The organism is Collinsella sp. AM42-18AC (assembly GCF_003467965.1).
Taxonomy (GTDB): domain Bacteria; phylum Actinomycetota; class Coriobacteriia; order Coriobacteriales; family Coriobacteriaceae; genus Collinsella.
In genome coordinates this window covers 114,723-137,424 of record NZ_QSFY01000006.1, presented here as the reverse complement: position 1 = coordinate 137,424, position 22,702 = coordinate 114,723, and the positions used below count along the sequence as shown (strand labels likewise).

General features: G+C 57.5%; 24 protein-coding genes and 1 pseudogene. 9 read left to right on the top strand and 16 right to left on the bottom strand.

Going from position 1 to position 22,702, the window contains the following annotated elements:
• From DW913_RS05215 to DW913_RS05205, 3 genes and pseudogenes are all read right to left on the bottom strand, one after another.
• Nucleotides 1–410 (bottom strand): annotated as a pseudogene (locus DW913_RS05215) (lantibiotic ABC transporter permease); the annotation flags it as partial.
• Nucleotides 410–1,180: a hypothetical protein gene (locus DW913_RS05210; protein WP_117797797.1), complete on the bottom strand. Its 771-nt coding sequence runs from the start codon at nt 1,178–1,180 to the stop codon at nt 410–412. The gene DW913_RS05210 and the pseudogene DW913_RS05215, both read right to left, overlap by 1 nt.
• Entirely contained in the window at nt 1,177–1,905 is a 729-nt protein-coding gene (locus DW913_RS05205) for a lantibiotic protection ABC transporter ATP-binding protein (protein ID WP_055250122.1), read from the bottom strand. Before DW913_RS05205 ends, DW913_RS05210 begins: the two co-directional genes overlap by 4 nt.
• Nucleotides 1,906–2,301: 396 nt before the next feature.
• Here DW913_RS05205 and DW913_RS05200 point away from each other — a divergent pair, with 396 nt between their 5' ends.
• The 6 genes from DW913_RS05200 (at nt 2,302) to DW913_RS05175 (ending at nt 7,156) form a co-directional block, all read left to right on the top strand.
• On the top strand, nt 2,302–3,006 hold the full coding sequence (locus tag DW913_RS05200) for a CDP-alcohol phosphatidyltransferase family protein (protein WP_117797796.1): 705 nt from the start codon (nt 2,302–2,304) through the stop codon (nt 3,004–3,006).
• Nucleotides 3,007–3,072: 66 nt separating this feature from the next.
• Nucleotides 3,073–3,507: an FHA domain-containing protein gene (locus DW913_RS05195; protein ID WP_006236002.1), complete on the top strand. Its 435-nt coding sequence runs from the start codon at nt 3,073–3,075 to the stop codon at nt 3,505–3,507.
• A 3-nt stretch (nt 3,508–3,510) separates the two neighbouring features.
• Nucleotides 3,511–4,389: a MerR family transcriptional regulator gene (locus DW913_RS05190; protein WP_117635229.1), complete on the top strand. Its 879-nt coding sequence runs from the start codon at nt 3,511–3,513 to the stop codon at nt 4,387–4,389.
• 40 nt (nt 4,390–4,429) lie between these two features.
• Nucleotides 4,430–4,960 carry an adenine phosphoribosyltransferase gene (locus DW913_RS05185; RefSeq protein WP_117757798.1) on the top strand — a complete coding sequence of 177 codons (531 nt, stop codon included), beginning with the start codon at nt 4,430–4,432 and terminating at the stop codon, nt 4,958–4,960.
• A gap of 32 nt (nt 4,961–4,992) precedes the next feature.
• A complete protein-coding gene (locus DW913_RS05180) occupies nt 4,993–6,114 on the top strand; it encodes an NlpC/P60 family protein (RefSeq protein WP_117757799.1) in 1,122 nt (373 codons plus the stop codon).
• A 175-nt stretch (nt 6,115–6,289) separates the two neighbouring features.
• The gene (locus tag DW913_RS05175) at nt 6,290–7,156 is read left to right on the top strand and encodes a DegV family protein (RefSeq protein WP_117797795.1); all 867 of its coding nucleotides are present in this window, start codon (nt 6,290–6,292) and stop codon (nt 7,154–7,156) included.
• A 73-nt stretch (nt 7,157–7,229) separates the two neighbouring features.
• Here DW913_RS05175 and DW913_RS05170 read toward each other — a convergent pair whose 3' ends face one another.
• Nucleotides 7,230–7,841 (bottom strand): DUF1836 domain-containing protein, encoded by a 612-nt coding sequence (locus DW913_RS05170; RefSeq protein WP_199580768.1) that lies wholly within the window; start codon nt 7,839–7,841, stop codon nt 7,230–7,232.
• A 154-nt stretch (nt 7,842–7,995) separates the two neighbouring features.
• On the bottom strand, nt 7,996–8,934 hold the full coding sequence (locus tag DW913_RS05165) for an NAD(P)/FAD-dependent oxidoreductase (RefSeq protein ID WP_117797794.1): 939 nt from the start codon (nt 8,932–8,934) through the stop codon (nt 7,996–7,998).
• A 118-nt stretch (nt 8,935–9,052) separates the two neighbouring features.
• Here DW913_RS05165 and DW913_RS05160 point away from each other — a divergent pair, with 118 nt between their 5' ends.
• Nucleotides 9,053–10,354 carry a glycosyltransferase gene (locus DW913_RS05160; RefSeq protein ID WP_117786027.1) on the top strand — a complete coding sequence of 434 codons (1,302 nt, stop codon included), beginning with the start codon at nt 9,053–9,055 and terminating at the stop codon, nt 10,352–10,354.
• A 498-nt stretch (nt 10,355–10,852) separates the two neighbouring features.
• On the opposite strand, the gene dut is transcribed toward DW913_RS05160, so the two are convergent.
• From dut to DW913_RS05145, 3 genes are read right to left on the bottom strand one after another with little or no spacing between them, the layout of a single operon-like run.
• The gene (dut, locus tag DW913_RS05155; RefSeq protein WP_117797793.1) at nt 10,853–11,296 is read right to left on the bottom strand and encodes a dUTP diphosphatase; all 444 of its coding nucleotides are present in this window, start codon (nt 11,294–11,296) and stop codon (nt 10,853–10,855) included.
• A 4-nt stretch (nt 11,297–11,300) separates the two neighbouring features.
• The gene (nrdR, locus tag DW913_RS05150) at nt 11,301–11,744 is read right to left on the bottom strand and encodes a transcriptional regulator NrdR (protein ID WP_022093781.1); all 444 of its coding nucleotides are present in this window, start codon (nt 11,742–11,744) and stop codon (nt 11,301–11,303) included.
• A 51-nt stretch (nt 11,745–11,795) separates the two neighbouring features.
• Nucleotides 11,796–12,245: a LysM peptidoglycan-binding domain-containing protein gene (locus DW913_RS05145; protein ID WP_158549288.1), complete on the bottom strand. Its 450-nt coding sequence runs from the start codon at nt 12,243–12,245 to the stop codon at nt 11,796–11,798.
• Nucleotides 12,246–12,408: 163 nt separating this feature from the next.
• Between DW913_RS05145 and lexA the strand changes: the two genes are divergently transcribed.
• Nucleotides 12,409–13,053, top strand: coding sequence for a transcriptional repressor LexA (gene lexA / locus DW913_RS05140; protein ID WP_040359862.1), 645 nt, complete (start codon nt 12,409–12,411; stop codon nt 13,051–13,053).
• The gene (locus tag DW913_RS05135) at nt 13,053–13,757 is read left to right on the top strand and encodes a heparan-alpha-glucosaminide N-acetyltransferase (RefSeq protein ID WP_117654788.1); all 705 of its coding nucleotides are present in this window, start codon (nt 13,053–13,055) and stop codon (nt 13,755–13,757) included. The genes lexA and DW913_RS05135 overlap by 1 nt, the downstream gene beginning before the upstream one ends.
• Here DW913_RS05135 and hflX read toward each other — a convergent pair.
• The 8 genes from hflX to recA form a co-directional block, all read right to left on the bottom strand.
• The gene (gene hflX / locus DW913_RS05130; protein WP_117797792.1) at nt 13,742–15,031 is read right to left on the bottom strand and encodes a GTPase HflX; all 1,290 of its coding nucleotides are present in this window, start codon (nt 15,029–15,031) and stop codon (nt 13,742–13,744) included. The genes DW913_RS05135 and hflX overlap by 16 nt on opposite strands.
• Nucleotides 15,031–15,969, bottom strand: a complete 939-nt coding sequence (gene miaA, locus DW913_RS05125; RefSeq protein WP_117797791.1) for a tRNA (adenosine(37)-N6)-dimethylallyltransferase MiaA — start codon at nt 15,967–15,969, stop codon at nt 15,031–15,033. Before miaA ends, hflX begins: the two co-directional genes overlap by 1 nt.
• On the bottom strand, nt 15,969–17,339 hold the full coding sequence (miaB, locus tag DW913_RS05120; protein WP_117797790.1) for a tRNA (N6-isopentenyl adenosine(37)-C2)-methylthiotransferase MiaB: 1,371 nt from the start codon (nt 17,337–17,339) through the stop codon (nt 15,969–15,971). The genes miaA and miaB overlap by 1 nt, the downstream gene beginning before the upstream one ends.
• Before the next feature lie 45 nt (nt 17,340–17,384).
• Complete coding sequence (locus DW913_RS05115) at nt 17,385–17,702, bottom strand: stage V sporulation protein S (RefSeq protein WP_006235982.1); 318 nt, start codon at nt 17,700–17,702, stop codon at nt 17,385–17,387.
• A gap of 74 nt (nt 17,703–17,776) precedes the next feature.
• Nucleotides 17,777–18,862 (bottom strand): ATP-binding protein, encoded by a 1,086-nt coding sequence (locus tag DW913_RS05110; protein WP_006235981.1) that lies wholly within the window; start codon nt 18,860–18,862, stop codon nt 17,777–17,779.
• 1 nt (nt 18,863) lies between these two features.
• A complete protein-coding gene (rny, locus tag DW913_RS05105) occupies nt 18,864–20,414 on the bottom strand; it encodes a ribonuclease Y (protein WP_117797789.1) in 1,551 nt (516 codons plus the stop codon).
• 257 nt (nt 20,415–20,671) lie between these two features.
• Complete coding sequence (locus DW913_RS05100) at nt 20,672–21,364, bottom strand: regulatory protein RecX (RefSeq protein ID WP_117797788.1); 693 nt, start codon at nt 21,362–21,364, stop codon at nt 20,672–20,674.
• A gap of 11 nt (nt 21,365–21,375) precedes the next feature.
• Nucleotides 21,376–22,524, bottom strand: a complete 1,149-nt coding sequence (gene recA / locus DW913_RS05095) for a recombinase RecA (RefSeq protein ID WP_022094695.1) — start codon at nt 22,522–22,524, stop codon at nt 21,376–21,378.
• Between the last annotated feature and the right edge of the window lie 178 nt (nt 22,525–22,702).

The window sequence follows — 22,702 nt, the reverse complement described above, 5'->3', positions numbered from 1 at the left end:
CGTCCGGCGACGGCGAGCGCGCCCCCGAACACGCTGAGCGCCACGGCCAGCGCGCCCGCGCCGAGCGCCGCAAGGGCGAGCAGCTTCGCCGCGACGGCGCGCCCTCGCGAGGGGACCGCCGTGAGGTTGGTGAGGCGCCCGGCAGCGCGCTCCTCGTCCACGGCGAGCCCGCAGACGATGGCGGACATGAGCGGCATGAGGGCGCCGAGGAACTGGGCGTAGGCGTCCGCGCCCAGCGCCGGGTCCCATCGGGTTACGGAGAAGTACTCGCCGCAGGCAAGACCGGCTGCCAGGCCGCAGGCGAGGTGCACCGCCGAGAGCGGGGAGCGCGCCAGGCGCAGGGCCTCGGAGAGCAGGGCCCGCGAGAGAGTCATGCGCGGCGTCGGGTCGGAGAGTCGTGTCATGGCCATCACCTCTCCTCGGAGCGCGCGAACCAGGCAGCGCCCGCCGCCGTGAGCGCGGCGAACGCGAGCGCGCAGACCGCAAGGCCCGCCAGCGTGAGCATGCCGTCCGCCGCGAGCGCCCCGCCGAGCGCCATGTCCGCCGCGAGCGGCTCGCCGCTCGGCAGCACGGGGATGAAGCTCGTGGGGATGACCATGTTCGCCGACGGCGGAAAGAGCTGCGGCAGCGGCACCAACGACCAGGCGAACCCACCTACGAGTTGCGCGGCGAGCGGGCAGAAGATGCCCGCGAGCATGCCGAGCCGCGCCGTGAGGAAGAGCCCTGCGGGGATCATCCACGCCGCGGTCACCGTGTTGGCGAGCGCGCAGAGGAGCATCGTGAGCGTGCCCGCGGCCGTGAGACCCTGCGAGGAGAACGCCGATCCCGCGAGGTAGATGCCAAAGACAACGAGGTTCGAGAGCGTGCAAAGAGCGAGGCACCAGAGCGCCTTGGCCCACCAGGCTCGCCCGAGCGGGAAGCCCAGGCCCAGAAGCCCCCGCATCCGCGTGCGAGCGTCCGCCCGCGCGACGCACGCCACCACAAGCGATAGAGACACGGGCAGGAAGAGCGCGTACCAGTAGTTCCACGCGCTAAAGATCTGCACGCCCCGGTAGGGCATCGCGCCGAGCAGCGGCATCGGCAGCGCCATGAGCACGGCCAGGCGAACCGGTGCCGCGTGGCGCGACTTCAGGGCCTCGGCGCGCAGGCCCGCGAGCAGGCCGCCTTTCTCGCCCGTCATGCCGCCACCTCCCCGCGCGCTCGTCGCCCTTCCCGGCAGAAGCTCATGAAGAGTTCCTCGAGGTCCTGCCCGGGACGAAGCGCATCCTCGTAGGCGAGGCGCCCCCCGCAGATGATGCCGATGGTGTCCGCCATCTGCTGCACCTCGGAGAGGATGTGGCTCGAGACGATCACCGTCGTACCCGCCGCCGCGAAGCCGCGGATCTGGTCGCGCAGCTCCTCGATGCCGATGGGGTCGAGGCCGTTGGTGGGCTCGTCGAGCACGAGCAGGCGTGGCCGGGCGATCAGCGCCAGTGCGAGCCCCAGGCGCTGCCGCATGCCCATCGAGAAGCGCCCGGCGCGCTTCTTCCCGGTGTCCGCGAGGTCCACGGCGGCGAGCACCTCATCTATGCGGCTCTCGGGAAGGCCCAGCAGCGTGGTGCGCACGCGCAGGTTCTCGCGCGCGGTGAGGTTGGGGTAGAGCGGCGCCTCCTCGATGAGGCTGCCGATTGCGTAGAGGTCCTCGCGGCGCCAGGCGTGCCCGGCAAAGAGGATCTCCCCGGCCGTCGGCCGCAGCATCCCGCAGATCATCTTGAGCGTTGTCGACTTGCCGGCGCCGTTGGGACCGAGCAGCCCGTACACCTCGCCCTCGCGGATATGAAGGCTCACATCGGCCACGGCGTCCTGCGCCTGGTCGCCGCGGCCGAAGCGCTTGGTGAGCCCACGCGTCTCGAGCATGTAACCCATGGGTTTATCCTTTCTCTTCCGGGAGCGCGGGCCGAGTCACCGTGCCCGCGCGCCTTACCTTTCGGGTTCACCATCCATGGTGGGGCGCGTTTCTAACGAAGCCATAACGGCCGTTGGGTTCTTTTGGCGCCAACCCTTCTCGACCCGCACATCATGATTAATTTGCTTAAGGCAACAACTTTCCCGATCGATGTAATCACCGAATCAAAACGTGTACATCACCCTCCAAAACCGACATTTTTCGGCATGTTTGGAGGCTGATGTACACGAATGTGAAATCCACCGCCGCCCAAAAGCGCCTTCCTCATGTCTGGACTCTCTATGCTTACGCTGGATAGACATCGCCGGAACGGGTATAGTAGCGAAAGTTTTGTCGTTAACCAGCGGGGGAGTCCTGTGGGCATCAAAAAGAAGATCAAAAAGGAGCTTATCGGCACTTCCGATTACCCGTCGAATAAGATCTTTACGATCTCCAATTTCATCACCTTTACGCGCCTGATCCTCACCCTGGTATTTCTGTACCTGTTTGTGACGGATAACAACCGCGTCATCGCCATCGTTATCTACGCCGTTGCCGCCTCCACCGATTGGATGGACGGTCAGATCGCCCGCATGACCAAGACGGTCTCGTGGCTCGGCAAGGTCATGGATCCCATTTGCGACCGTGCGCTGCTGTTCACCGGCGTACTTGGGCTGGTGGTTCGCGGAGAGCTGCCAATCTGGGTCTGCGTGCTCATTATTGGCCGCGACATCTATCTGGGCATCGGCACGCTTATCGTGCGTCATTATCACCGTCGCCCCATCGATGTCGTCTTTCCCGGAAAGATTGCCACTGCACTGCTCATGACCGGCTTCTCGCTCATGCTGCTCGGGTTCCCCGTTATTGACGGCCTGCATCTTTTACCTTTAACCCTTACGGCCTTCCCGGGCCTCAACGGAAGCTCGGTGCCCCTCGGCATCTTCTTTGTGTACGGCGGCGTGATCTTCTCCATGCTCACGGCTGTCATCTATTCCATTAAGGGCGGAGTGGCCATTAAACAGGCTCTCGCGCATCCCGAGGACGAGGACATCGACTTTCTGAACCCTGAAATCGAAGACTGATTCGTTGGGGTATGATTACGTACGGTTCATTATTTGCGGCACGTCCGCGATAAGTTAGGGGTTGTCATGGACAACATGGTTAACAATATGCCTCAGAATGATAAGACAGCTGACGCTACCTGCGTATTCCGCGTGCCTTCAAGCGACGTCACCGTTCCCGACCTCATGGCCAACGTGCGCATCACCGCCCCCGTTCTGTCCATCGTCAAGGGTCCGCAGACTGGTGCCGCCTTTGAGCTCGAGGACGACGTGACCACCATCGGCCGCGATCCTGCGAACGGCATCTTCCTCAATGACATGACCGTATCGCGCAGCCACGCGCGCATTATCCGCGAGGGCCTCGGCGCTCGCATCGAGGACTTAGGCTCGCTCAATGGCACCTGGGTCGACGGTGCCATCGTCAATGCAGCCCCGCTGCACGACGGTTCTTCCGTCCAGATCGGTACGTTTACGCTCATCTACCACGAGAGCACGCCGGAGCGCATCGAAACCGGTGAGTAGGGCATGGCCGAACGCAACTATCTGAGTATCGGCCAAGTCGTCAACCTACTTCGAGGCGCATACCCCGATCTTTCGAACTCAAAAATTAGATTTCTAGAAGATGAGGGGCTCATTACCCCTCATCGTACGCCTAAGGGATACCGTCAGTACTCTAAGGAGGACGTTGATCGCCTGGAGGTCATCCTGCACTTGCAGAAGACCCGCTACATGCCGCTCAACGTGATTAAGCAGCGCTTGGAAAACGCCACGGACCTGTCAACGCTCGCCTACGAGGTGGGCTTGCTGTCCGATGTTCCGCTTAAGACGGAGCCCAAGGAGACCAAACAAAAGCTGCATCCCATCGAGACCATTCCCGATATGCTGGGCGTCGAGATCTCGTTTATCCGCTCGCTCGCCGAGAACGACCTCATTCGCATCATCAAGAGTCCGCAGAACCGTGAGCTCGTCGATGGTCGCGATTTTCCGATCATCCGCTACTGCTCCGAGCTGTCACGCTTCCACATCGAGCCGCGCAACCTGCGTCAGTACGTGTCTTCCGCCAACCGCGAATCCTCGATGTTTGAGCAAGTGCTCGTAAGCATGCTCGGCATGGACACCTCCGATGACGAGCGCGACGCCAAGCTCGAGCGTGCGTTTAAGAAGCTTCACGACCTCACCGAGGGTGTGCATACGGCACTGCTCAAGAACCGCGTTTTTGAGTCGCTCAACGCCGTGGTCGAGGACGCCGACATCGATGCACTCGATGAGGAAATCGCTCGCTCCGAGTCCACCAAGGCCAAAAACGAAGAAACTGTCGCGCCGGCTTCGCACGAGGATTCTCTCGTAAAGCCGCTCAAGGTCGTCGCCCCTTCGCAAACCGGCACCGCCACCGCGGGCAAATAACAGCTGCCGCTTATCCGGCAACCCATTGAAAGGTCATGCAATGTACGACTTCGAATCTCAAATCGTCGACATCCCCGACTATCCCGAGCCCGGAGTCATCTTTAAAGACATCACGCCGCTCTTTGGCAATCCCGAGGCGCTCAAAGCCATGACCGATGCCCTCGCCGAGCACTTTGCCGGCATGGGAATCACCAAGGTCGTGGGTCCCGAGGCTCGCGGCTTTATGGTTGGCGTACCGGTGGCTGTGGCCCTTGGTGCCGGCTTTGTTCCCGCACGTAAACCGGGCAAGCTACCCCGCAAGACGGTGAGCCAGAGCTATGAGCTCGAATACGGCACCGACTCTATCGAGATCCATGCCGATGCCATTACCTCTAAAGATACCGTGTTGATTCTGGACGACTTGGTCGCGACGGGCGGAACCGTCGAGGCAACAGGTAAACTGGTGCGAGATATGGGCGCAAAGCTTGTGGGCTACGGGTGTATCCTTGAGCTTGCGTTTCTCAACCCGCGCGAGAAGCTCACGCCGACTGACGACGATGTTGAGCTCTTTAGCCTGGTGACGGTGGACTAGCCGTTACCCTTAGTTACTGGAAAGGAAGCTACATGCGCACAGCAAACACGCACAAAAACATGGCACGCTGCGCTGCTACGGCAACCCTCGCTTGTGTTTTGGGCTTGGGCCTCGCGGCTCCTGCCTACGCCGATACCGCATCCGACCTTGCCGCTGCTCGTACGAAGCTCGAGCAGATCGGTACCCAAACCCAGCAGATTTACGATGAGCTCGCCACGCAGACGCAGGCGCTCGATCAGACTGCTGGCGAGATCACGCAAAAGCAGCAGGAGATCGCTGACGGTCAGGCCAAGCTCTCGACCTATGTCGCCGGCGAGTACAAAACCGGCGGTCTGAGCCTGCTTCAGGTTCTGACCGGCGTCGATGACCTGAGCGATATGCTCAACCGTCTGTTCTACTACGGCAAAGTTTCCGATAAGCAGGCTCAGACCATTCAAGAGGTCAAGGAGCTTAAGCAGCAGCTCACCGATAAGCAGGCCGAGCAGGAGAAGAACGTCGCCACCACGCAAAAGAAGGTCGATGAGCTTAACGCCCAGCAGGCTGAAGCCCAGAGTGTCGTGAACTCCCTGGATTCACAGTTGCAGGCCGAGCTTGCTGCCGAGGCCCAGGCCAACGCCGCGCTGCAGGCTGGCATAAATGCTAGCACCGCCGAAAAGGCCACGGTGAGCAACGACACCGCCGGTACGAGCGAGAACACCAACAAGGGTGGCGGTACGACCAACGACGGCGGCGGAAACACGCCCGCGCCCGCTCCCACTCCGCAGCCCCCGACGCCCGCTCCGGCTCCGGCTCCGGCTCCGACGCCTTCCGCACCGAGCCAGTCCGTTGACGGCGGTTCCGTTGTTTCGCGTGCCTATAGCAAGCTCGGATACGCTTACTCTTGGGGTGGCATTGGGCCGAACAGCTTTGACTGCTCCGGTTTTGTAAGCTATTGCCTCACGGGACGCTACTGCCGTCTGGGCACCACGGTCGACTTCATGGGTTGGACCCGTGTGTCCGATCCGCAACCCGGCGATGTTGTGGTTAACTCCTACCATACCGGCATCTATATCGGTAATGGTCAGATGATCCATGCTTCCGACTACAAAACGGGCGTCATCATCAGTTCCGTCGCAGCCGGTATGAACAACAACTACATTTTCGTGCGCTACTAAGTCACTCTGTATAGCGAACGAAGGTGAACCTCGTGGCCTTTGAGCTGCGAGGTTCATTTATTTATGACCGTGCTCCATACATGATCCTAATGTGCTAGTTTTCAATACTAGATGCACGCTTCATCGGTGAGCAATATAGCTATAATGATTGAGAAGCATATAGAAAGGACCCTCTATGAGCTGGGCACTTATCTCCGATTCGAGCTGTAACCTCCGCGATTGGCAACCGACCGCACCTCATACCACCTTTGCATTTGCACCCCTTAAGATCCGAGTGGGGGAGCGTGAATTCGTTGACGACCTCTCGCTCGATGTTCACGAGCTTAATGTTGCCATTCAATCGGAAGCCGGCGCATCATCGAGCGCCTGCCCAAGCGTAGGGGAGTGGGCTGAGCTCTTTAAGCTCGCTGACAAGACGATTTGCATGCCCATCTCCGAGGGCGTCTCGGGAAGCTACAATGCCGCGGCCACCGCGCGTGACATGGTGCTTGCCGAAGAGCCCAACCGTCAGATTCATTTGGTTAACTCGCGAGCCGCAGGTGGCAAAATGGATCTGATCTTCTTGCTGTTCGACCGCTATCTTACGAGCAACCCGGATACCTCCTTTGAGGACGCCTGCGCTTACTTCGATAGCTTGGAGCAGAACAGCAAGATCCTCTTTAGTTTGTGCAATTACGAAAACCTTGCGAAGGCCGGACGTATCCCTAAGGCGGCCGGCGTTATTGCTAACAAGCTCAATATCCGCATTTTGGGCACGGCGAGCGAAGCGGGCAAAATTGAACTCGTTGGGCACACCCGCGGCGAAAAGAAGATGCTCACCAAGATTGTCGACACCATGGAGGCCGAAGGCTTTACCGGCGGCGAGGTCGTTATCGACCATGTCGAGAATGAGGCAGGCGCCCAAGCACTTGCCAGCCGAATTGTGGAGCGCTGGCCCGGCTCCAAGACCATCATCATGCCCTGCAACTGCCTGGATTCCTATTACGCCGAGATGCACGGCCTCATCATCGGCTACGGCATGGGCGTAGCTTCGGGCAAATAAAGTCCAACCAAGCAAAAATACGGGCGGGACAAAGCGACAGATGGCTCTTTGTCCCGCCCGTTTTATACGTCGGTTAGCTATTAAACCCATTGAACTTGAGATAGCTCATCAAGTAAGCCTTCGAAACAAAGGATGAAACCGCGCTGCGCACAAGCAGCGACTCACGCGTTACCTGATGCGCCGTATCGGGAACCGGCGTCGGCTCGACGGAAAACGCCGAACGAATCGATGCCTCGAGCTGATCAACCACATAGTTGAAGGCCGTCGGGGCATCGTAGCTCAATCGCTGAATGTTAAAGAGTGCCTGCACCGCAGCAATAGGTAGCACCTGCTTAAAGATGCAGATAGCGATCAGACGGGCAATCTGCTCGCGGCCATATTGCTTTTTAACCGGAGCAGGCACCAGGCCGACCTTCACGTAGTTGTTGATCATCGATGGCGTAATGACGGGCTGCTCAACGCAAATGGACAGCGGCTCCATCCACAGCGCAACATACTCAATAACCTGGTCGCGATAGAGCGTCACATTGGGCAACTGGTCATAGCGCGACAGACTCAACGTATTGAGTTTGCACACGATTTCGGACTGAATAAATGCATCGGGCAGCACAGTGGGCTGAATATCCTCGGGCTTAATACTGACCGACGAATCGGACATCGGAATAACGTGTTTAACGTGGTTCATAAAGGTCCTCCGTTCATTTTCTATATTGTATTCTAGGTTATCTAGTTTTGCATACCACATAGCCGGCAAGTAAAAGTGGTTGGACAACACATTGATGCATCGTCCAACCACTTTGTTTAAAGATAGCAACATTACATAAGATATATTATCGTACTTATCCACGGAGAAACGCGTATGCGCTCGTTGCTGCTATGGCTCCGTCCGAAACAGCGGTCACAACCTGGCGTAAACGTTTGGAACGGATATCGCCAGCGGCAAATAGACCAGGTGTACAGGTGGCCATCGAATCGTCGGTGACAATGCCGCCGTCGGGAGCCAGGTCGACTAGATGCTCAACAAGCTCGGTATGTGGCTGCGTCCCCGTAAAGACAAAGATGCCAAACGAGCCGGGCTCAAATGACTCGGCATGAGTTTCCCCAGATGCATTGTCCTTAAAGGTAATCGTCGTTGGCATGGCTTCGCCCGATAGCTCCACAATACTAGTTTGGTACCTAACTGTAATATTGTCCTTTGCGAGTACTTTCTGAACAACACCATCGGGCGCACGGAACTGGTCGCGGCGCAGCACGATGGTCACACTATTGGCAATGTCGGACAGGAACAGAGCCTCTTCGCATGCCGAATTGCCACCACCGATTACAAAAACCTGCTTGCCGCGGAAAAACATGCCGTCACATGTTGCGCAATATGAAACGCCACGACCGCGATACGTATCCTCGCCTGCGAAACCTGCCGGACGCGGCGTGGCACCCATGCAAGCGATAACGCTCGAGGCCAGCGTATCGCCCATATCGTGATGCACCGTAAACAACGCTGCATCGGCATCGTAATCGATACCCGTAACCATGCTCCATGTAACCTGTGCTCCCAGGCCCTCTGCATGCTGCTGAAAACGCTCGCCGAGTTCGGCGCCACTCAGGAGCGGGAAACCCGGATAGTTCTCGACCTCATTGGTTGTGGCGATCTGCCCTCCCGACATGCCCTGCTCAATCACGGTCGTCGTCAGGTTGGCACGCGCAGAATAAATGGCGGCAGCATAGCCCGCGGGGCCGCCACCGATAATCGCAACATCGATCGGCTTATCGGTAGTCATGAAGCGTCCTTTCGTCGAAACGTTGTCGTTCTTTGCGCTCATACCCAAATTTACGTGAACGTGACACTCATGCACTACAATGATAAATCCGTATTACAAAGCTGAAGGGGAGTTATCGATGGACCAGGCGCAGACGAGTGACGACGCTCCCCTGCTCACGCACAGCACTCCCCAATCGGAGCAAACCACGCTCCTGGCTCAGCAAAAACCTCTCGTGACCATCGTGCACGCCTCCGTTGGCTCGGGCCACAAGGCCGCCGCAAATGCGATTGCGCAGGCATTCGACCTTATCCGCGGCACCAATGGCATCCCCGAGGATATTGAGATTGAAGTGCTCGATATCCTTGATTTTGGACGTATTAAATTCGACGGCAATAAGACCGCGGCTTCTTTTACGGGAGCCACGCGCCCCATTTACGACCTGACCTGGCGATATACGCTTACGGGACATCTTCTCTGGGGTGGCGGAACGGCATGGTCGCGAATTATGTTCCCCGCCTTCAACGAATATATTCGTAGCCGCAGGCCCATAGCCGTGGTTGCAACGCACATCACGGCAGCCAATGTTGCCGTGGGCGCCCGCGTAATTACGGGTATCGATTATCCGGTCATCTGCGTACCGACCGACTACGAAGTCGAGGGATGGTGGCCCCACAAGGACACCGATTTATTCTGTGTTGCCAACGAATTTATGGCCGAAACGCTGCGTCCGCGCAAGGTGCTCGAAACAAAGATTCGCATTACCGGCATTCCCATTCGCGCCGGATTCGACACGGATTACGATCGCGAGGAAGAGCTAGCTAAGTTCAACCTCCCCACCGACAAGACCGTCGTGCTGGTAATGGCCGGTGCCAGCTTGCCTCAACCGTACGTTCGCTTTCGCGCGGAGATGGACCGCACCCTCCCCTTCCTACGCAGCTTCGAAGACATGCACTTTGTCTTTTTGCCGGGCAAGGATAAGGAATACGCCGCCCGCCTCAAGACGCTCTTCGATGCCATGAAGCTCGAAAACGTCACAGTTCTGGACTACGTGAACGACATGGCGGCCCTCATGCACGGCTGCGACCTGGCAATTCTCAAATCGGGCGGACTCACCGTCACCGAGTGCCTGTGCGCGCATCTGCCGATGATCCTGCTGGGCAAGTCCTATGGCCAGGAAAAGGCCAACACCACGATGCTCACCGGCATGGGCGCCAGTATGCATGTCACCACCGCACGAGAACTTATCGTGACGTTGCGCCACCTGCACGACCATCCCGAATCACTCAAAGCCCTACTCATCAACGGCGAAGTACTACGCCGCCCCCACGCAGCCGAAGATATCGCCATCGCAACCATGGAGCTCGTAGGCAAACCCCAAAAGCGCAAACGAGCCTTCTGCCGCTTCTACTGGGGAGGAAAGCCCGCGCATATCAGGTAGCGTCTTAAATTCCGCTTACCTGTGGGAGGCCCCTATATATCATCCCGTGCTCAAACATTCTCGCTTCGCTGCGAAACTGCGCGCGGGACGATATATAGGGGCCCCCCACAGGCAAGCTGCGTTTACGCACTAGCGGCTTCGCCAGATTCCCCTCCAGTAGAACCTGCTAAGGCGATACCAGAAAATATAAAAGCAGTAAGCCGATGCGGCAAAGGCGGCGTCCCTTTGCCGCATACTAACTAGAACCTAAAACACATTCCCGATTAGGATTTACAAGGATGTAGTCCAGCTAATAGAGAGTCAGAACAACAAGCAAGTCGTAATTATATTGATGAGGCCCACCGCGCAAGTCGAAATACATATTCAAGTATGTGGCCTCTCACCCAGGGCCCACACATATCGTCCCGCGCGCAGTTTCGCAGCGTAGCGAGAATGTTTGAGCACGGGATGATATGTGTGGGCCCTGGGTGAGAGGCCAACCCTACATCTTGAAAATGATTAAGCGACGCCGCTGGATCCGAAGCCTCCGTTGCCTCGGTCGGTTTCGTCTAGTTCTTCTACTTCTGTGAGTTTGACCGTGGGGACTTCTTGGATGACGAGTTGGGCTATGCGGTCGCCTTTGTTGATTTGGATGTCGTTGGTGGGATCCAGGTTGATGAGGATAACCTTGAGTTCTCCTCGGTAGTGGGCGTCGATGAGGCCCGGCGTATTGACTATAGACAGGCCCTGCTTGATGGCCAAGCCGCTGCGGGGCTGGACGAAGCCGGCGTAGCCATCGGGCAGGGCGATGGCCAGCCCCGTAGAGACCAGACGGCGTTCGAAGGGCTTCAGGACGCAGTCCTCGTTGGAGCGCAAATCCAAGCCGGCATCAGTGGGATGGGCGTATTTGGGAAGCTCGACGGTGGGATCGAGACGCTTTATGTTGACGGTAATGTTGGACATGGAATCACCTTAGCTTGTCGAGCTCTTGCAGAAACTCATCGACGTCTTTGAAATCGCGGTAGACCGAGGCAAAGCGGATGTACGCCACCTTGTCAATCTTGGCCAAGCGCTTGAGCACCATGTCACCCAACTCATGGGACGTGACGGCCGTCAGTGTGCGAGAGCGCAGCTCGACCTCGATGTCATCGATAATCTCATTGAGCTTCTTAGTGTCGATATCGCGCTTGATGGTGGCGCGCATCAAGCCGACGAGCAGCTTATTGCGATCGAACCGCTGCTTGGTTCCGTCTGACTTAATGACCTCGATAGGGTCCTCGCATCGCTCGAACGTTGTAAAGCGATAGTTACACGAGCAACATTCGCGACGGCGCTTAATGGTGTTATTTGACTCCTGCATACGGGAATCAACGACGCGGGTATGTGCCTTGCCGCATTTGGGACAGCGCATGGTACCTCCTCTTAAACGATAACAAGGGTACCATGCGCAGCGCGATAATGATTACGAACGAGCAGGAACCTTAAGATGCGCACCGGCGGCGAGCGAACCATGCTCCAGATGATTGACGTTACGGATCATGTCGGAAGTCTCTTGCGTGGAAAGGCCTTCGATTGGATATTCCTCGGCAAGCGACCAAAGAGAATCGCCAGTCTGAACGCGAATGGTCTCGTAAGTAATGTTGGAAACGGACTCGGCATACGCGGCGTGACGAGCGCTAAAGACCGAAGTAGCGAGGACAAAGAAGAGCGTAAGCGCAACGGCGACGGCGACAATCGTCGGAACCTTCAGGGCAACGCGGGCCGGCGCGACTACAGCCTGCTGATTGCGAGCAGGCTTTACGGTCAAAGGTTGAATGCCGGAGCGGCCACCCTGAACAACCGTAAAAGTGGGTTCTGCAGGCGTCTCGAGCTTAAGGGCGAGGTTTCCCTGGACCATATTCGTTGCGTTCATCATGTTCTCCTCTCGCGTGTTTTGCTGAGAACAGTTTTATCAAGCCGCGCGGACAAAAATGTCTAGCGCGAGAACGAATGTTCGGTTATTATTATCTTCGAACAGTTGTTCCTGTCAAGCAAAATTCGAACATTTGTTTGACATGGGTAGAGAGGATGCCCTGATGGCTCGCAAAATTACCAAGCGTCAGCAGCAAATTTACGACTTCATCAAGGAATATCAGCAGGAGAAGGGTTATCCGCCCAGCGTGCGCGAGATGGCTTCTGCCGTGGGCCTTTCCTCCCCAAGCACCGTGCACGCCCATCTCTCTGCCCTGGAGGCGCGCGGGCTGCTCAAGCGCGATGCCACCAAGCCGCGTGCCCTGGAACTCTTTAACGAGGACGGTTCCTCTGTCTCAATTTCTAAATCTGACGAGCCCACCGCACCTCGCGGAACGGTCTCGCTACCGCTCGTTGGTCGCGTCGCGGCCGGGATTCCCATTCTGGCCGAGCAGAATATCGAAGACACGTTTACTATCCCGACCGAAATCGCCACTGATCAGGGTTCCTTTATCCTTGAGGTGCATGGGAGCTCAATGATCAATGTCGGCATCTTCAATGGCGATTACATCATCGTCCGTGAACAAAAGAGTGCCATGAACGGCGAAATTGTCGTGGCCATGATTGATGGTTCGGCGACCGTCAAGACGTTCTACAAGGAGCAGGGGCGTGTGCGCTTGCAGCCCGAGAACGACACCATGGAACCTATCTATGCAACGAATCCCGTTATCCTGGGCAAAGTCGTCGGCTTGATGCGCCGGTTCTCGTAATGCAAAAACGCATAACCATATTTGATACCGTCCGCGGGTTTACGATGATTTCTATGGCAGGTTTTCACGCTTGCTATGATCTCGCCTACCTGTACGGCTGGGATATGCCCTGGTTTACCCAGTCAGTCTTTCAAGACATCTGGCGCGCCAGCATCAGCTGGGTATTTTTGTTTATCGCCGGTTGGATGTGCACCCTTTCGCGCAACAATATCAAACGTGCCGCCAAATACGCCTTAGCAGCACTCGTTGTCTGGTTGGCAACAACACTTGTCTCAGTCGACGATTCGGTTAATTTTGGCATCATCTACTGCATGGCCGCATGCACCGGCATCGTGGCGTTGACCGATCCCGTCCTTAAGAAGATAACGGCGAGATGGGGCATGCCCCTATGCCTTATGTTGTTCGCAATCACCTGGAGCATCCCCAAAACGATCTACCCTGTCCCCTACCTGGCGTGGCTGGGATTTCCGAGCCCTGGGTTTATCTCAGGTGATTACTACCCCATCATCCCGTTTATCTTTATGTATCTTGCAGGATACTTCGCCGCACACATAGCGCAGGGAATCGATAAGACCGTCCCTAGCTGGGCCTACGCCAACCCCCTGCCGGCGCTCGCCAGCCTTGGACGTCACGCTCTCCCCTTTTATCTGCTGCATCAGCCCATCATTCTGGGCATTTTGGAGCTCGTCTACTCGGTGCGATAACGCTCGAGCCGCGGTGCAATACGAGCCGGCAACTTCGCCACAATGCGAACGCCGTCCTCGAGATATTCCTCATGCAGAAGGGTTCCCTGCTCATGCACCAGCGTGATGAGAGCGCCCTCACGATACGGGATATCAGCGGAGAGCAACACATCGGTGGCAGCTGCCTCGCGAGCAATCCGGTCGACGAGATCGTCGAGCCCCTCGCCCGTTTGGGCCGAGAATAGAACGGCCTCCGGATAGCGACGACGGAAACTCAATCGATCGACGCTATCGAGAAGATCGATTTTATTGAACACCGTAAGCGTTAAACGCTCTCCGGCGCCGATCTCATCAAGCACGCGGTCGACAGCCTCCAGCTGCCGCTCATAATCCTCGTCAGACGCATCTACGACTTTGAGAATTAGATCGGCACCCAACACCTCGGAAAGCGTCGATTTAAAGGCATCGACCAGACCATGCGGCAGTTTTTGAATAAAGCCGACGGTATCGGTAATCGTCATGCCGCGACCGCCGGGCAGGCGATACGAGCGCGTCGTCGGATCGAGCGTAGCAAACAGCTTGTCCTGCGAAAGTACCGTAGAGCCGGTCAGACGATTGAGCAACGTCGATTTACCGGCATTGGTATAACCGGCTAACGCGACGCGAAACGCCGGTGACTCAATGCGGCTCTTGGATTGAACATCGCGGCGCTGTTCAACCTGCTTGAGCTCACGACGAAGCGCAGCGATCTTATTACGAATGAGGCGACGGTCGACCTCGAGCTGACTTTCGCCCTGACCAAAACGTGAGCCGATGCCGCCGCGCGTCTGCTCCTTGGCGAGATGGCTCCACATGCCACGCAGGCGAGGCAACAAATATTGAAGCTGTGCCAGCTGTACCTGCAGGCGTCCCTCACGCGTCTGAGCATGCAGGCCAAAGATATCCAGGATCAGTGCTGTACGATCGATAATCTTTACCGGCTCGCCCACGGCTTTCTCCAAATAGGATTGCTGCGAGGGGGTCAGGTCGTCGTCAAAAATAACGACATCGGCGTCCATGCGATGCACCAGGCCGCACAGCTCTTCAACCTTACCGGAACCGATAAACGATTTAGGATACGGCTTTACCAAACGCTGCGACAAACGTGCCACGCACTGGGCACCAGCTGTGTGGGCAAGACGCTCCAGCTCATCAAGCGAGCGATCGTGTGGCCATGCATTGTCGCGCCACTCAACACCAACTAAAATGGCACGCTCGGGCTCGGGTGCCGTGGGAACAAGGGGGAAACGGGCCATTAGGCAGCCTCAATACGATGCAGGATATCCTCAACGACCTCATCGATCGTACATTCATCCATATCAAACCACACGATACGGTCATCGCGCTTAAACCACGAAAGCTGACGCTTGGCATAACGACGCGAACGCATCTTAATGAGTTCGCGAGCCTCATCCATGCTCATCACACCATTGAAAGCATCGATGATCTCTTTATAGCCAATTGCCTGCATCGAAGTCAGGGCATCTCCCAGCCCCTGGTCCATCAGACCGCGAACCTCATCAACAAGACCCTGTTCAAGCATCAGATCGACACGCAGGTTAATGCGCTCGTAGAGCACCTCGCGATTACGCGTCAGACCAAACCATAGAGCATGATAATGCTCACGCGGAACACTAAACTGACTTTTTTGCTGTGCATAGGAGATACCATCATCATGCATCTCGAGCGCACGAATCACACGGCGCACATTATGGGGATGAATAACAGCAGCAGATTCTGGGTCGCGCTCGGCAAGCAGCGCGTGCAGCGCTTCCTCGCCTATGCGCTCGGCAAGTTCCTGATACCCCACGCGACGATCGTCCTCAAGCTCGCCCGAGGGAAAATCCATCTCATCCAGGGCGGCCTTGAGATACAAGCCTGTGCCCCCGCAAAACACCGGTAGGCGGCCCTCGCCAAGCAAACGCTCAACATGCACACGAGCGTCAGCCTGATAAAGCGCAGCAGAATATGCCACACCCGGCTCTACAATGTCGACGAGACGCAGCGGCGCCGTACACTCATCGGGCGCCATCTTTGCGGTACCGATGTCCATGCCGCAATAGATTTGCATCGCATCGCACGACAGCACTTCGGACGAAAGACGAGCTGCCAAACGGTCGGCAACATCACTCTTACCAACCGCCGTCGGACCGACGATCGCAACGGCGGAAAGACCTGCCCCGGGAGAAACCATTAGCGCGGCTCGCCCACAACGGAACCGGACAAATACCAGGTCTTGGCAACGTCAACGTCAATATCAACGATCTTGCCAACAAGCTGATCGATGCTGTAACCCTCGGGGATAGGCGCATGCACGGTCTGATTCTTGGGACTCTTGCCCAGCAGGACAGCGTCATTCTTTTTGCTCGTTCCCTCAATGAGAGCCGGCACCACAGTATGGAGCTCACCCTGGTTATACTCGTGTGCCGTGGTCTCGATAACCTTAACCAGGCGGTTGAAACGCTCGAGAATAACCTCATGCGGCGTAGGATCGTCAATCTCGGCGGCCGGGGTACCGGCGCGCTTGGAATAGATGAAGGTATAGGCCTGAGCATAGCGGACCGTCTCGGCAAGTGAGAGCGTCTGCTCAAAGTCTTCTTCAGTCTCACCCGGGAAGCCAACGATAATGTCGGTCGAGAGCGCGATATCGGGCATGCGGTTGCGAATGCGATCGACAAGGCCCAGATAGTCCTCGCGTGTATAACGGCGATTCATCTCTTTGAGGATCCGCGTCGAACCTGACTGGACGGCCAAGTGCAGCTGCGGCATAACGGCAGGCGTCTCGGCCATGGCGTCGATGGTCTCGGGCAACAGGTCCTTGGGATGCGAAGACGTAAAGAAGATGCGCTCCACGCCCGTATCGCCCACGGCACGCAGCAGATCGGCAAAACGCGGCTTGCCAAACAGATCGCGACCATATGAGTTAACGTTTTGGCCCAGCAGCGTAATCTCACGCACGCCCTGGCGCACCAAACCGGTCACCTCGTCGACAATCTCCTCGAAGGGGCGGCTCTTTTCGCGGCCGCGCACGTACGGCACGATGCAATAGGTGCAGAAATTATTGCAGCCCGTCATGATGGGCACCCAGGCGTGATACTGGGTCTCGCGATGCCACGGCATGCTCATGGCATCCGTATCCTCATGCTCATTGGTGCGGATATGACGCTTACCATCAAGGAACGCCTCGGCAATGAGCTCGGCCACATGTGCAATGGAATGCGTGCCAAAGACGACATTGACGTTATCGACGTTGGTGAGCAGGCCCTCGCCATCGCGCTGCGCGATGCAACCGCCAACGGCAACCACACGCTTGCCAGAAGGCGAAGGCGGCAGGCTTTTGCAGGAATTGCACTGACCGTACAGGCGAGTATCGGCGGCCTCGCGCACGCAGCACGTCATGAAGACAACGATATCGGCATGCGCGGGATCGAGCGCCATGAGGCAGCCATACGAATCAAGCAGACCGCTCACACGCTCGGAGTCGTGCTGATTCATCTGGCAGCCAAAGGTGCGGATAAAGTAGGTTTTACCGGCAAGAATATCGCGTACGGAACGCTGGTCCATGTGCATAAGTCCTAACGATGGGGAGCGAAACAAGGCAAGCAGAAGCTATGCCACAGGCTTAACATCATCCATGACGACGTTATCCATAGCAGCTCGATTGATCTGATGAACGTAGATAGAAAGGCGGATGGCCGTGCGCGACTCCCCGTTAATGAGGATGTCGGAGAACACGGGCGCGCAGGAAATATCAAAACCGGTTGGAATCAAAAAACCGCGCGCGATAGCAACGGCCTTAATGGCCTGGTTGACGGCACCGGCGCCGACACACTGGATGTTGACGGGCACACCATCCTTGACCATGCCGGCGATGGCGCCGGCAACGGACGCGGGCGATGATTTGCTTGATACCTTCAGGCAATCCATGAAGAAACTCCTGCATTTAAAAGTACGTTTTAACTGCAATAACTGTATCGTACCGAGTGGACTCGGTAAAGGCACTATTCCTCTTTGGCAAGATCAAAGGTCACGGTGATTCGATCACGCGAAACACGGATCTTTGGGTCGCCGCAAAGGTTGAGATAGTACCGGGCGGCAAGGTCATTAAAGTCGCGTTCCACAGCGCGCGAAAACTGTGCCATGTCATCCTTGGCAATACGTAGCCCGCGACGATCCTTCGCGAGATCGACAGGAGCCGGCGCATGCGAGGACGAATCACGCTCGCGCAGCAGACGCGCGGTCACACCGCGAACGGGCTTAATCTGCCCTGCCAAAATGCGATGGGCCGTGCGCTCGGACATCTCAAGACCCAAACCCGAACAAATACGGATAAAGTCCTCGGCATCAGAAGCAAGGCCTAAACGATCGACAACCGGAAGCTCGCTCTCGTCATCAATGAACAGGAGACGAGACGTATCGAGCCGACTTGACGCTTGAGCATAAAGGGTCGCGGCAATCTCAGACGGAGAACCAAGATAGACATCGCAACCACGCAACTCCTCGAGCGCAAACTCACAAGCAGCGCGAATAATATTATGTGGGCCGCGAGCGCAGACATAACGTCCGTCCTCATCCTTGACGGCCTGGGGCCAGCTGGACTGATCGGCACGCTCACTGAGGCGGTCGGCCGCAACGCTCACCTTAAAGGCTGAACCAAGATCGACGCCGGACGTGACCACACGGGCCTCGTCGGTGTTCTGCTTGATCGAAAACAATGCCATGCCACGACCGTGAACGCCCCAACGGTCCATCTTCATGCTCTCGAGCTTTGAGGTAACGCGAGCATCGAAGATTCGCTCTTGCATATCCTGCGGAACACCCGAGCCGTTATCCAGAAAGACAAGCGTGCGGACGCCATCTTCCTTGGTTGTGGCGAGATAGACCTTGTCGGCGCCGGCATCGCGAGCATTACGGAGCATTTCGATGACGATATCCTCGACATGCTGAATGTCGTGCTTTGCCTGGCGCCGCTCGGCCTCCGAAACTCGGAGGCGGACATACCCCTCGCCAAGGTTCTCCTCGACGCGAAGGTTGCCCTCCCCCGACATCGACGCGATAAATGAGATGAGCTCGTTCGCGTCGCTCATGTTATTTAGCGATATCGACAGCGCGGCTCTCGCGAATCACGACGACGCGCACCTGACCGGGATACTCCATCTCTTCCTCGATCTGATGGGCGATATCGTGGGCCAGGACCGTGGACTGGGCATCGGAGATCTTGTCCGGCTGAACCATGACGTGGACCTCGCGACCAGCCTGCATGGCATAGGTACGCTCGACGCCGTCATGGGAGTTGGCGATCTCCTCGAGCTTCTCAAGGCGCTTGATGTAGTTCTCGGCAGACTCGCGACGGGCACCGGGGCGAGAGGCGGAGACGGCATCGGCGGCCTGTACCAGGACATCGAGCACCGTGTTGGGGTCGACATCGGCATGGTGAGCCTCGATAGCGTGGACGATAACGGGCTTCTCGCCATAACGACGGGCAAGCTCGGCGCCGATGACGGCATGCGGGCCCTCGACGTCGTGGTCGATTGCCTTGCCCAGGTCGTGCAGCAGGCCGGCGCGCTTAGCGGTCACAACGTCCAGGCCAAGCTCGGAAGCCATCACGCCGCACAGGTCAGAGACCTCGAGGGAGTGCTGAAGCACGTTCTGACCAAACGAAGTACGGTAGCGCAGGGCACCAAGGGTCTTGACGATCTCGGGGTGCAGGTCGTGAATGCCGGTATCGAAGGCAGCCTGCTCGCCAGCCTCGCGCACGCGCTGCTGAACCAGGTCGGCAGCCTTGTGATACATCTCCTCAATACGGGCGGGATGAATGCGGCCGTCGGCGATTAGGTTCTCGAGGGCGACACGGGCGGTCTCACGACGGACCGGGTCGAAGCTCGAAAGAACGACGGTCTCGGGCGTGTCGTCGATCACGAGGTTGACGCCGGAAACCTGCTCGAAGGTCCGGATGTTGCGACCCTCGCGACCGATGATACGGCCCTTGAGGTCATCAGAGGGAATGTGCACGGAGGTAACGGTGACCTCGGCAGTGTGGTCGGCGGCACAGCGCTGAATCGCCAAGGACAGAATCTCCTGGGCGGTCTTGTGGCACTCGGCGCGAACCTGCTGCTCGGACTCGCGAATGATCGTGGCGGCCTCGTGGGTGACCTCGCCGCGAACCTTATCGAGGAGCTCCTTGTGGGCGTCCTCGCGGGTAAGGTCGGCGATTCGCTCGAGCTCGGAGGTCTGCTTTGCGCAGAGCTCCTCGAGCTCACGGGAGCGCTTCTCGACCTGACCGGCCTGGCTGGACAGCTGATGCTCGCGCTTGTCGAGAGCGTCGTTGCGGCGATCGAGGGATTCCTCGCGCTGCATCACGCGGTTCTCGAGCGTACGAATCTCGCTCTTACGCTGCTTGTCCTCGGCCTCGGCGGCCTGCTTGTTCTTGATGATCTCCTCTTTAGCCTCGAGCAGAGCCTCTTTTTTGAGGGTCTCGGCCTGACGCTTTGCATCGTCGATCAGGGACTCAGCCTGTGCATGTGCCGACTGGATCTTTTCGTCGGCCTCGTGAAGACTACCCTGCTTGGCGGTGCGCATGTAGGCAATGGCGGCGATGGCACCCAAAACGATGCCAACGAGCGCAGCGATGATAGGCATGCTCACTCCTTTTTATGGATTCGTTACACAACAAAGCGAACCGTCCTTACGAACGGCTCGCGACATTTGAGTAATATGGGCGCAGCTTATGCGGGTCGGATACAGATAAACATATAAACAAACTCATCACAGATGAGCACATATCACAAAGCAAATGACAGTGTTTATCGTACGTTGAACCGCAACAACTGTCAAATAAATAGCCCCAGCACGGCGGCTAAAACGCGGTGAACGGCAGGACCACAAAACGCATATGCCTAAACCGCACATTCCTCGCATTCGGCATCGAGGCGTGCCTTAACGGCATCGGCGGCAATGTGATACGAGAAGCCCTTGCCCATCAAAAACCGAACCAGTTTTTCGAATCCGCGAGTCTCTGGAACACGCCGCTTGGCAAGTAGGGCTGACGCACGCGCCAAATCGTCTTCGACGGCAAAATATTCCTCGGGATAACCGGGAATGTCATCGAGCACGACATGACGACGCTTGAGCTCGGTCTCGATTTTGCGCTGTCCCCAACCGCGCCGCTTGCGTTCCTCGATAAAGTACGAGCAAAAGCGGTTCTCGTCTAAAAAGCGATACTCGGTGGCGCGCTCGACGGCGAAATCGATCGAGGGCTGGTGAAAGCCGTAGCTAGCCAGCTTGTCACGGACCTCACCCGTCGCATGGTCGCGGCGCGATAACATCTCGGTCACCATGGTAAGTGCACATTTACGCTCGATGAACTGCACCGCCTCACGAAAGTTGTCCCAATCACAGGGAAGATCAGGGCGGTTTTTGACATACAGGCGCGCGACCCGCACGGGAATCCAAATGGACCGCTCAAAACCGTCCTCAAGCTCACAATCGATATGCGCGCAGGGCTTTTTAGACGCATACCCGCTCGAGAACGAGGAGGCCGCCTTCTTATCGGGAAAGACGACCGTGGCCTCGGTCACCGTATACGACATGAGCGTAACCGCTACTCGTCGTCATCATCGAGCATGGCGGAGCCGTCAATGGCATAGAGCTCATCGAACTCCTCAGGCGCAGGCTGATCGGTCAGCTCTACCTCGGACGGAGCATCGTCATCAAACTCAAGCCCGCAGGCAAGACGGACCTTATGCTCAATCTCGTCGGCGCAATCGGGGTGTTCGCGCAGGAACGCCTTGGCGGCCTCGCGACCGTTGCCGAGCTTGTCCTCGCCATAGGCAAACCAGGAGCCCATCTTCTTGCAAATGCCGCACTCGACAGCCATGTCCAGAATCGAGCCCTCCTTAGAGATGCCCGTACCGTACATAATGTCGAACTCAGCAGAACGGAACGGAGCTGCCACCTTGTTCTTAACGACCTTAGCGCGCACGCGGTTACCGATAACCTCGTCCTTAAGCTTAATGCTATCGATACGGCGAATGTCGATACGCACCGAAGAGAAGAATTTAAGGGCGCGGCCGCCCGTCGTGGTCTCGGGGTTGCCGAACATGACGCCGATCTTCTCACGCAGCTGGTTAATGAAGATGCACGTCGTGTTGGACTTAGACAGCGAGCCGGCGAGCTTGCGGAGCGCCTGGCTCATCAGGCGAGCCTGAAGACCGACCGTAGTGTCGCCGATTTCTCCCTCGATCTCGGCACGCGGGGTCAGCGCGGCGACGGAGTCGACGACGATGGCATCGATGGCGCCGGAACGCACGAGCATGTCAACAATCTCAAGCGCCTGCTCGCCCGTATCGGGCTGGGAAATGAGCACCTCGTCGATATCCACGCCGATGCGCGCGGCATACGTGGGATCAAGCGCGTGCTCGGCATCGATAAATGCCACAACGCCACCCATTGCCTGGGCCTCGGCCAGGATCTCGAGCGAAAGCGTCGTCTTACCGGAGGACTCAGGACCGTAAATCTCGACGATACGGCCGCGCGGCACGCCGCCGATACCCAGCGCGGCATCGAGGGCCAGGGCGCCCGTGGGAATGGCCTCGACCTCGAGCTCGGGACCACCGTCGCCGTACCTCATGATGGAACCCTGGCCGAATTTCTTCTCGATCTCGGCCTTGGTGGTGGCGATCATCTCATCGCGCTCTTTACCCGTCGTGCGAGCATGAACGGTACGTACGGGACCTGAATTCTTGGCCATGAATAGCCCTCCTCTTAACAACCTGCATCGATAATAAACGAACGGCTGTTCGTGGTCAACCGTTCAGGCCAATCATATGCAGGCGGTCTTTCCAAAACCCAACCAAACGCCGACCAAACACTGACCAAATGCTTGACCGCAGGCGAACCAAGAAAATCATGGCGAGGAAAAATACGAC

What these genes read in the sequence shown, in the direction of transcription:
- DW913_RS05175 (WP_117797795.1), top strand. Translation starts at nt 6,290, where the DNA reads ATGAGCTGGGCACTTATCTCCGATTCGAGCTGTAACCTCCGCGATTGG.
- DW913_RS05205 (WP_055250122.1), bottom strand. Translation starts at nt 1,905, where the DNA reads ATGGGTTACATGCTCGAGACGCGTGGGCTCACCAAGCGCTTCGGCCGC.
- miaA (WP_117797791.1), bottom strand. Translation starts at nt 15,969, where the DNA reads ATGGTTTCTCCCGGGGCAGGTCTTTCCGCCGTTGCGATCGTCGGTCCG.
- DW913_RS05100 (WP_117797788.1), bottom strand. Translation starts at nt 21,364, where the DNA reads ATGTCGTATACGGTGACCGAGGCCACGGTCGTCTTTCCCGATAAGAAG.
- lexA (WP_040359862.1), top strand. Translation starts at nt 12,409, where the DNA reads ATGGCTCGCAAAATTACCAAGCGTCAGCAGCAAATTTACGACTTCATC.
- DW913_RS05210 (WP_117797797.1), bottom strand. Translation starts at nt 1,180, where the DNA reads ATGACGGGCGAGAAAGGCGGCCTGCTCGCGGGCCTGCGCGCCGAGGCC.
- rny (WP_117797789.1), bottom strand. Translation starts at nt 20,414, where the DNA reads ATGCCTATCATCGCTGCGCTCGTTGGCATCGTTTTGGGTGCCATCGCC.
- DW913_RS05110 (WP_006235981.1), bottom strand. Translation starts at nt 18,862, where the DNA reads ATGAGCGACGCGAACGAGCTCATCTCATTTATCGCGTCGATGTCGGGG.
- DW913_RS05190 (WP_117635229.1), top strand. Translation starts at nt 3,511, where the DNA reads ATGGCCGAACGCAACTATCTGAGTATCGGCCAAGTCGTCAACCTACTT.
- DW913_RS05135 (WP_117654788.1), top strand. Translation starts at nt 13,053, where the DNA reads ATGCAAAAACGCATAACCATATTTGATACCGTCCGCGGGTTTACGATG.
- hflX (WP_117797792.1), bottom strand. Translation starts at nt 15,031, where the DNA reads ATGGCCCGTTTCCCCCTTGTTCCCACGGCACCCGAGCCCGAGCGTGCC.
- DW913_RS05185 (WP_117757798.1), top strand. Translation starts at nt 4,430, where the DNA reads ATGTACGACTTCGAATCTCAAATCGTCGACATCCCCGACTATCCCGAG.
- miaB (WP_117797790.1), bottom strand. Translation starts at nt 17,339, where the DNA reads ATGGACCAGCGTTCCGTACGCGATATTCTTGCCGGTAAAACCTACTTT.
- DW913_RS05160 (WP_117786027.1), top strand. Translation starts at nt 9,053, where the DNA reads ATGGACCAGGCGCAGACGAGTGACGACGCTCCCCTGCTCACGCACAGC.
- recA (WP_022094695.1), bottom strand. Translation starts at nt 22,524, where the DNA reads ATGGCCAAGAATTCAGGTCCCGTACGTACCGTTCATGCTCGCACGACG.
- DW913_RS05195 (WP_006236002.1), top strand. Translation starts at nt 3,073, where the DNA reads ATGGACAACATGGTTAACAATATGCCTCAGAATGATAAGACAGCTGAC.
- DW913_RS05115 (WP_006235982.1), bottom strand. Translation starts at nt 17,702, where the DNA reads ATGGATTGCCTGAAGGTATCAAGCAAATCATCGCCCGCGTCCGTTGCC.
- DW913_RS05170 (WP_199580768.1), bottom strand. Translation starts at nt 7,841, where the DNA reads ATGAACCACGTTAAACACGTTATTCCGATGTCCGATTCGTCGGTCAGT.
- dut (WP_117797793.1), bottom strand. Translation starts at nt 11,296, where the DNA reads ATGTCCAACATTACCGTCAACATAAAGCGTCTCGATCCCACCGTCGAG.
- DW913_RS05165 (WP_117797794.1), bottom strand. Translation starts at nt 8,934, where the DNA reads ATGACTACCGATAAGCCGATCGATGTTGCGATTATCGGTGGCGGCCCC.
- nrdR (WP_022093781.1), bottom strand. Translation starts at nt 11,744, where the DNA reads ATGCGCTGTCCCAAATGCGGCAAGGCACATACCCGCGTCGTTGATTCC.
- DW913_RS05145 (WP_158549288.1), bottom strand. Translation starts at nt 12,245, where the DNA reads ATGAACGCAACGAATATGGTCCAGGGAAACCTCGCCCTTAAGCTCGAG.
- DW913_RS05180 (WP_117757799.1), top strand. Translation starts at nt 4,993, where the DNA reads ATGCGCACAGCAAACACGCACAAAAACATGGCACGCTGCGCTGCTACG.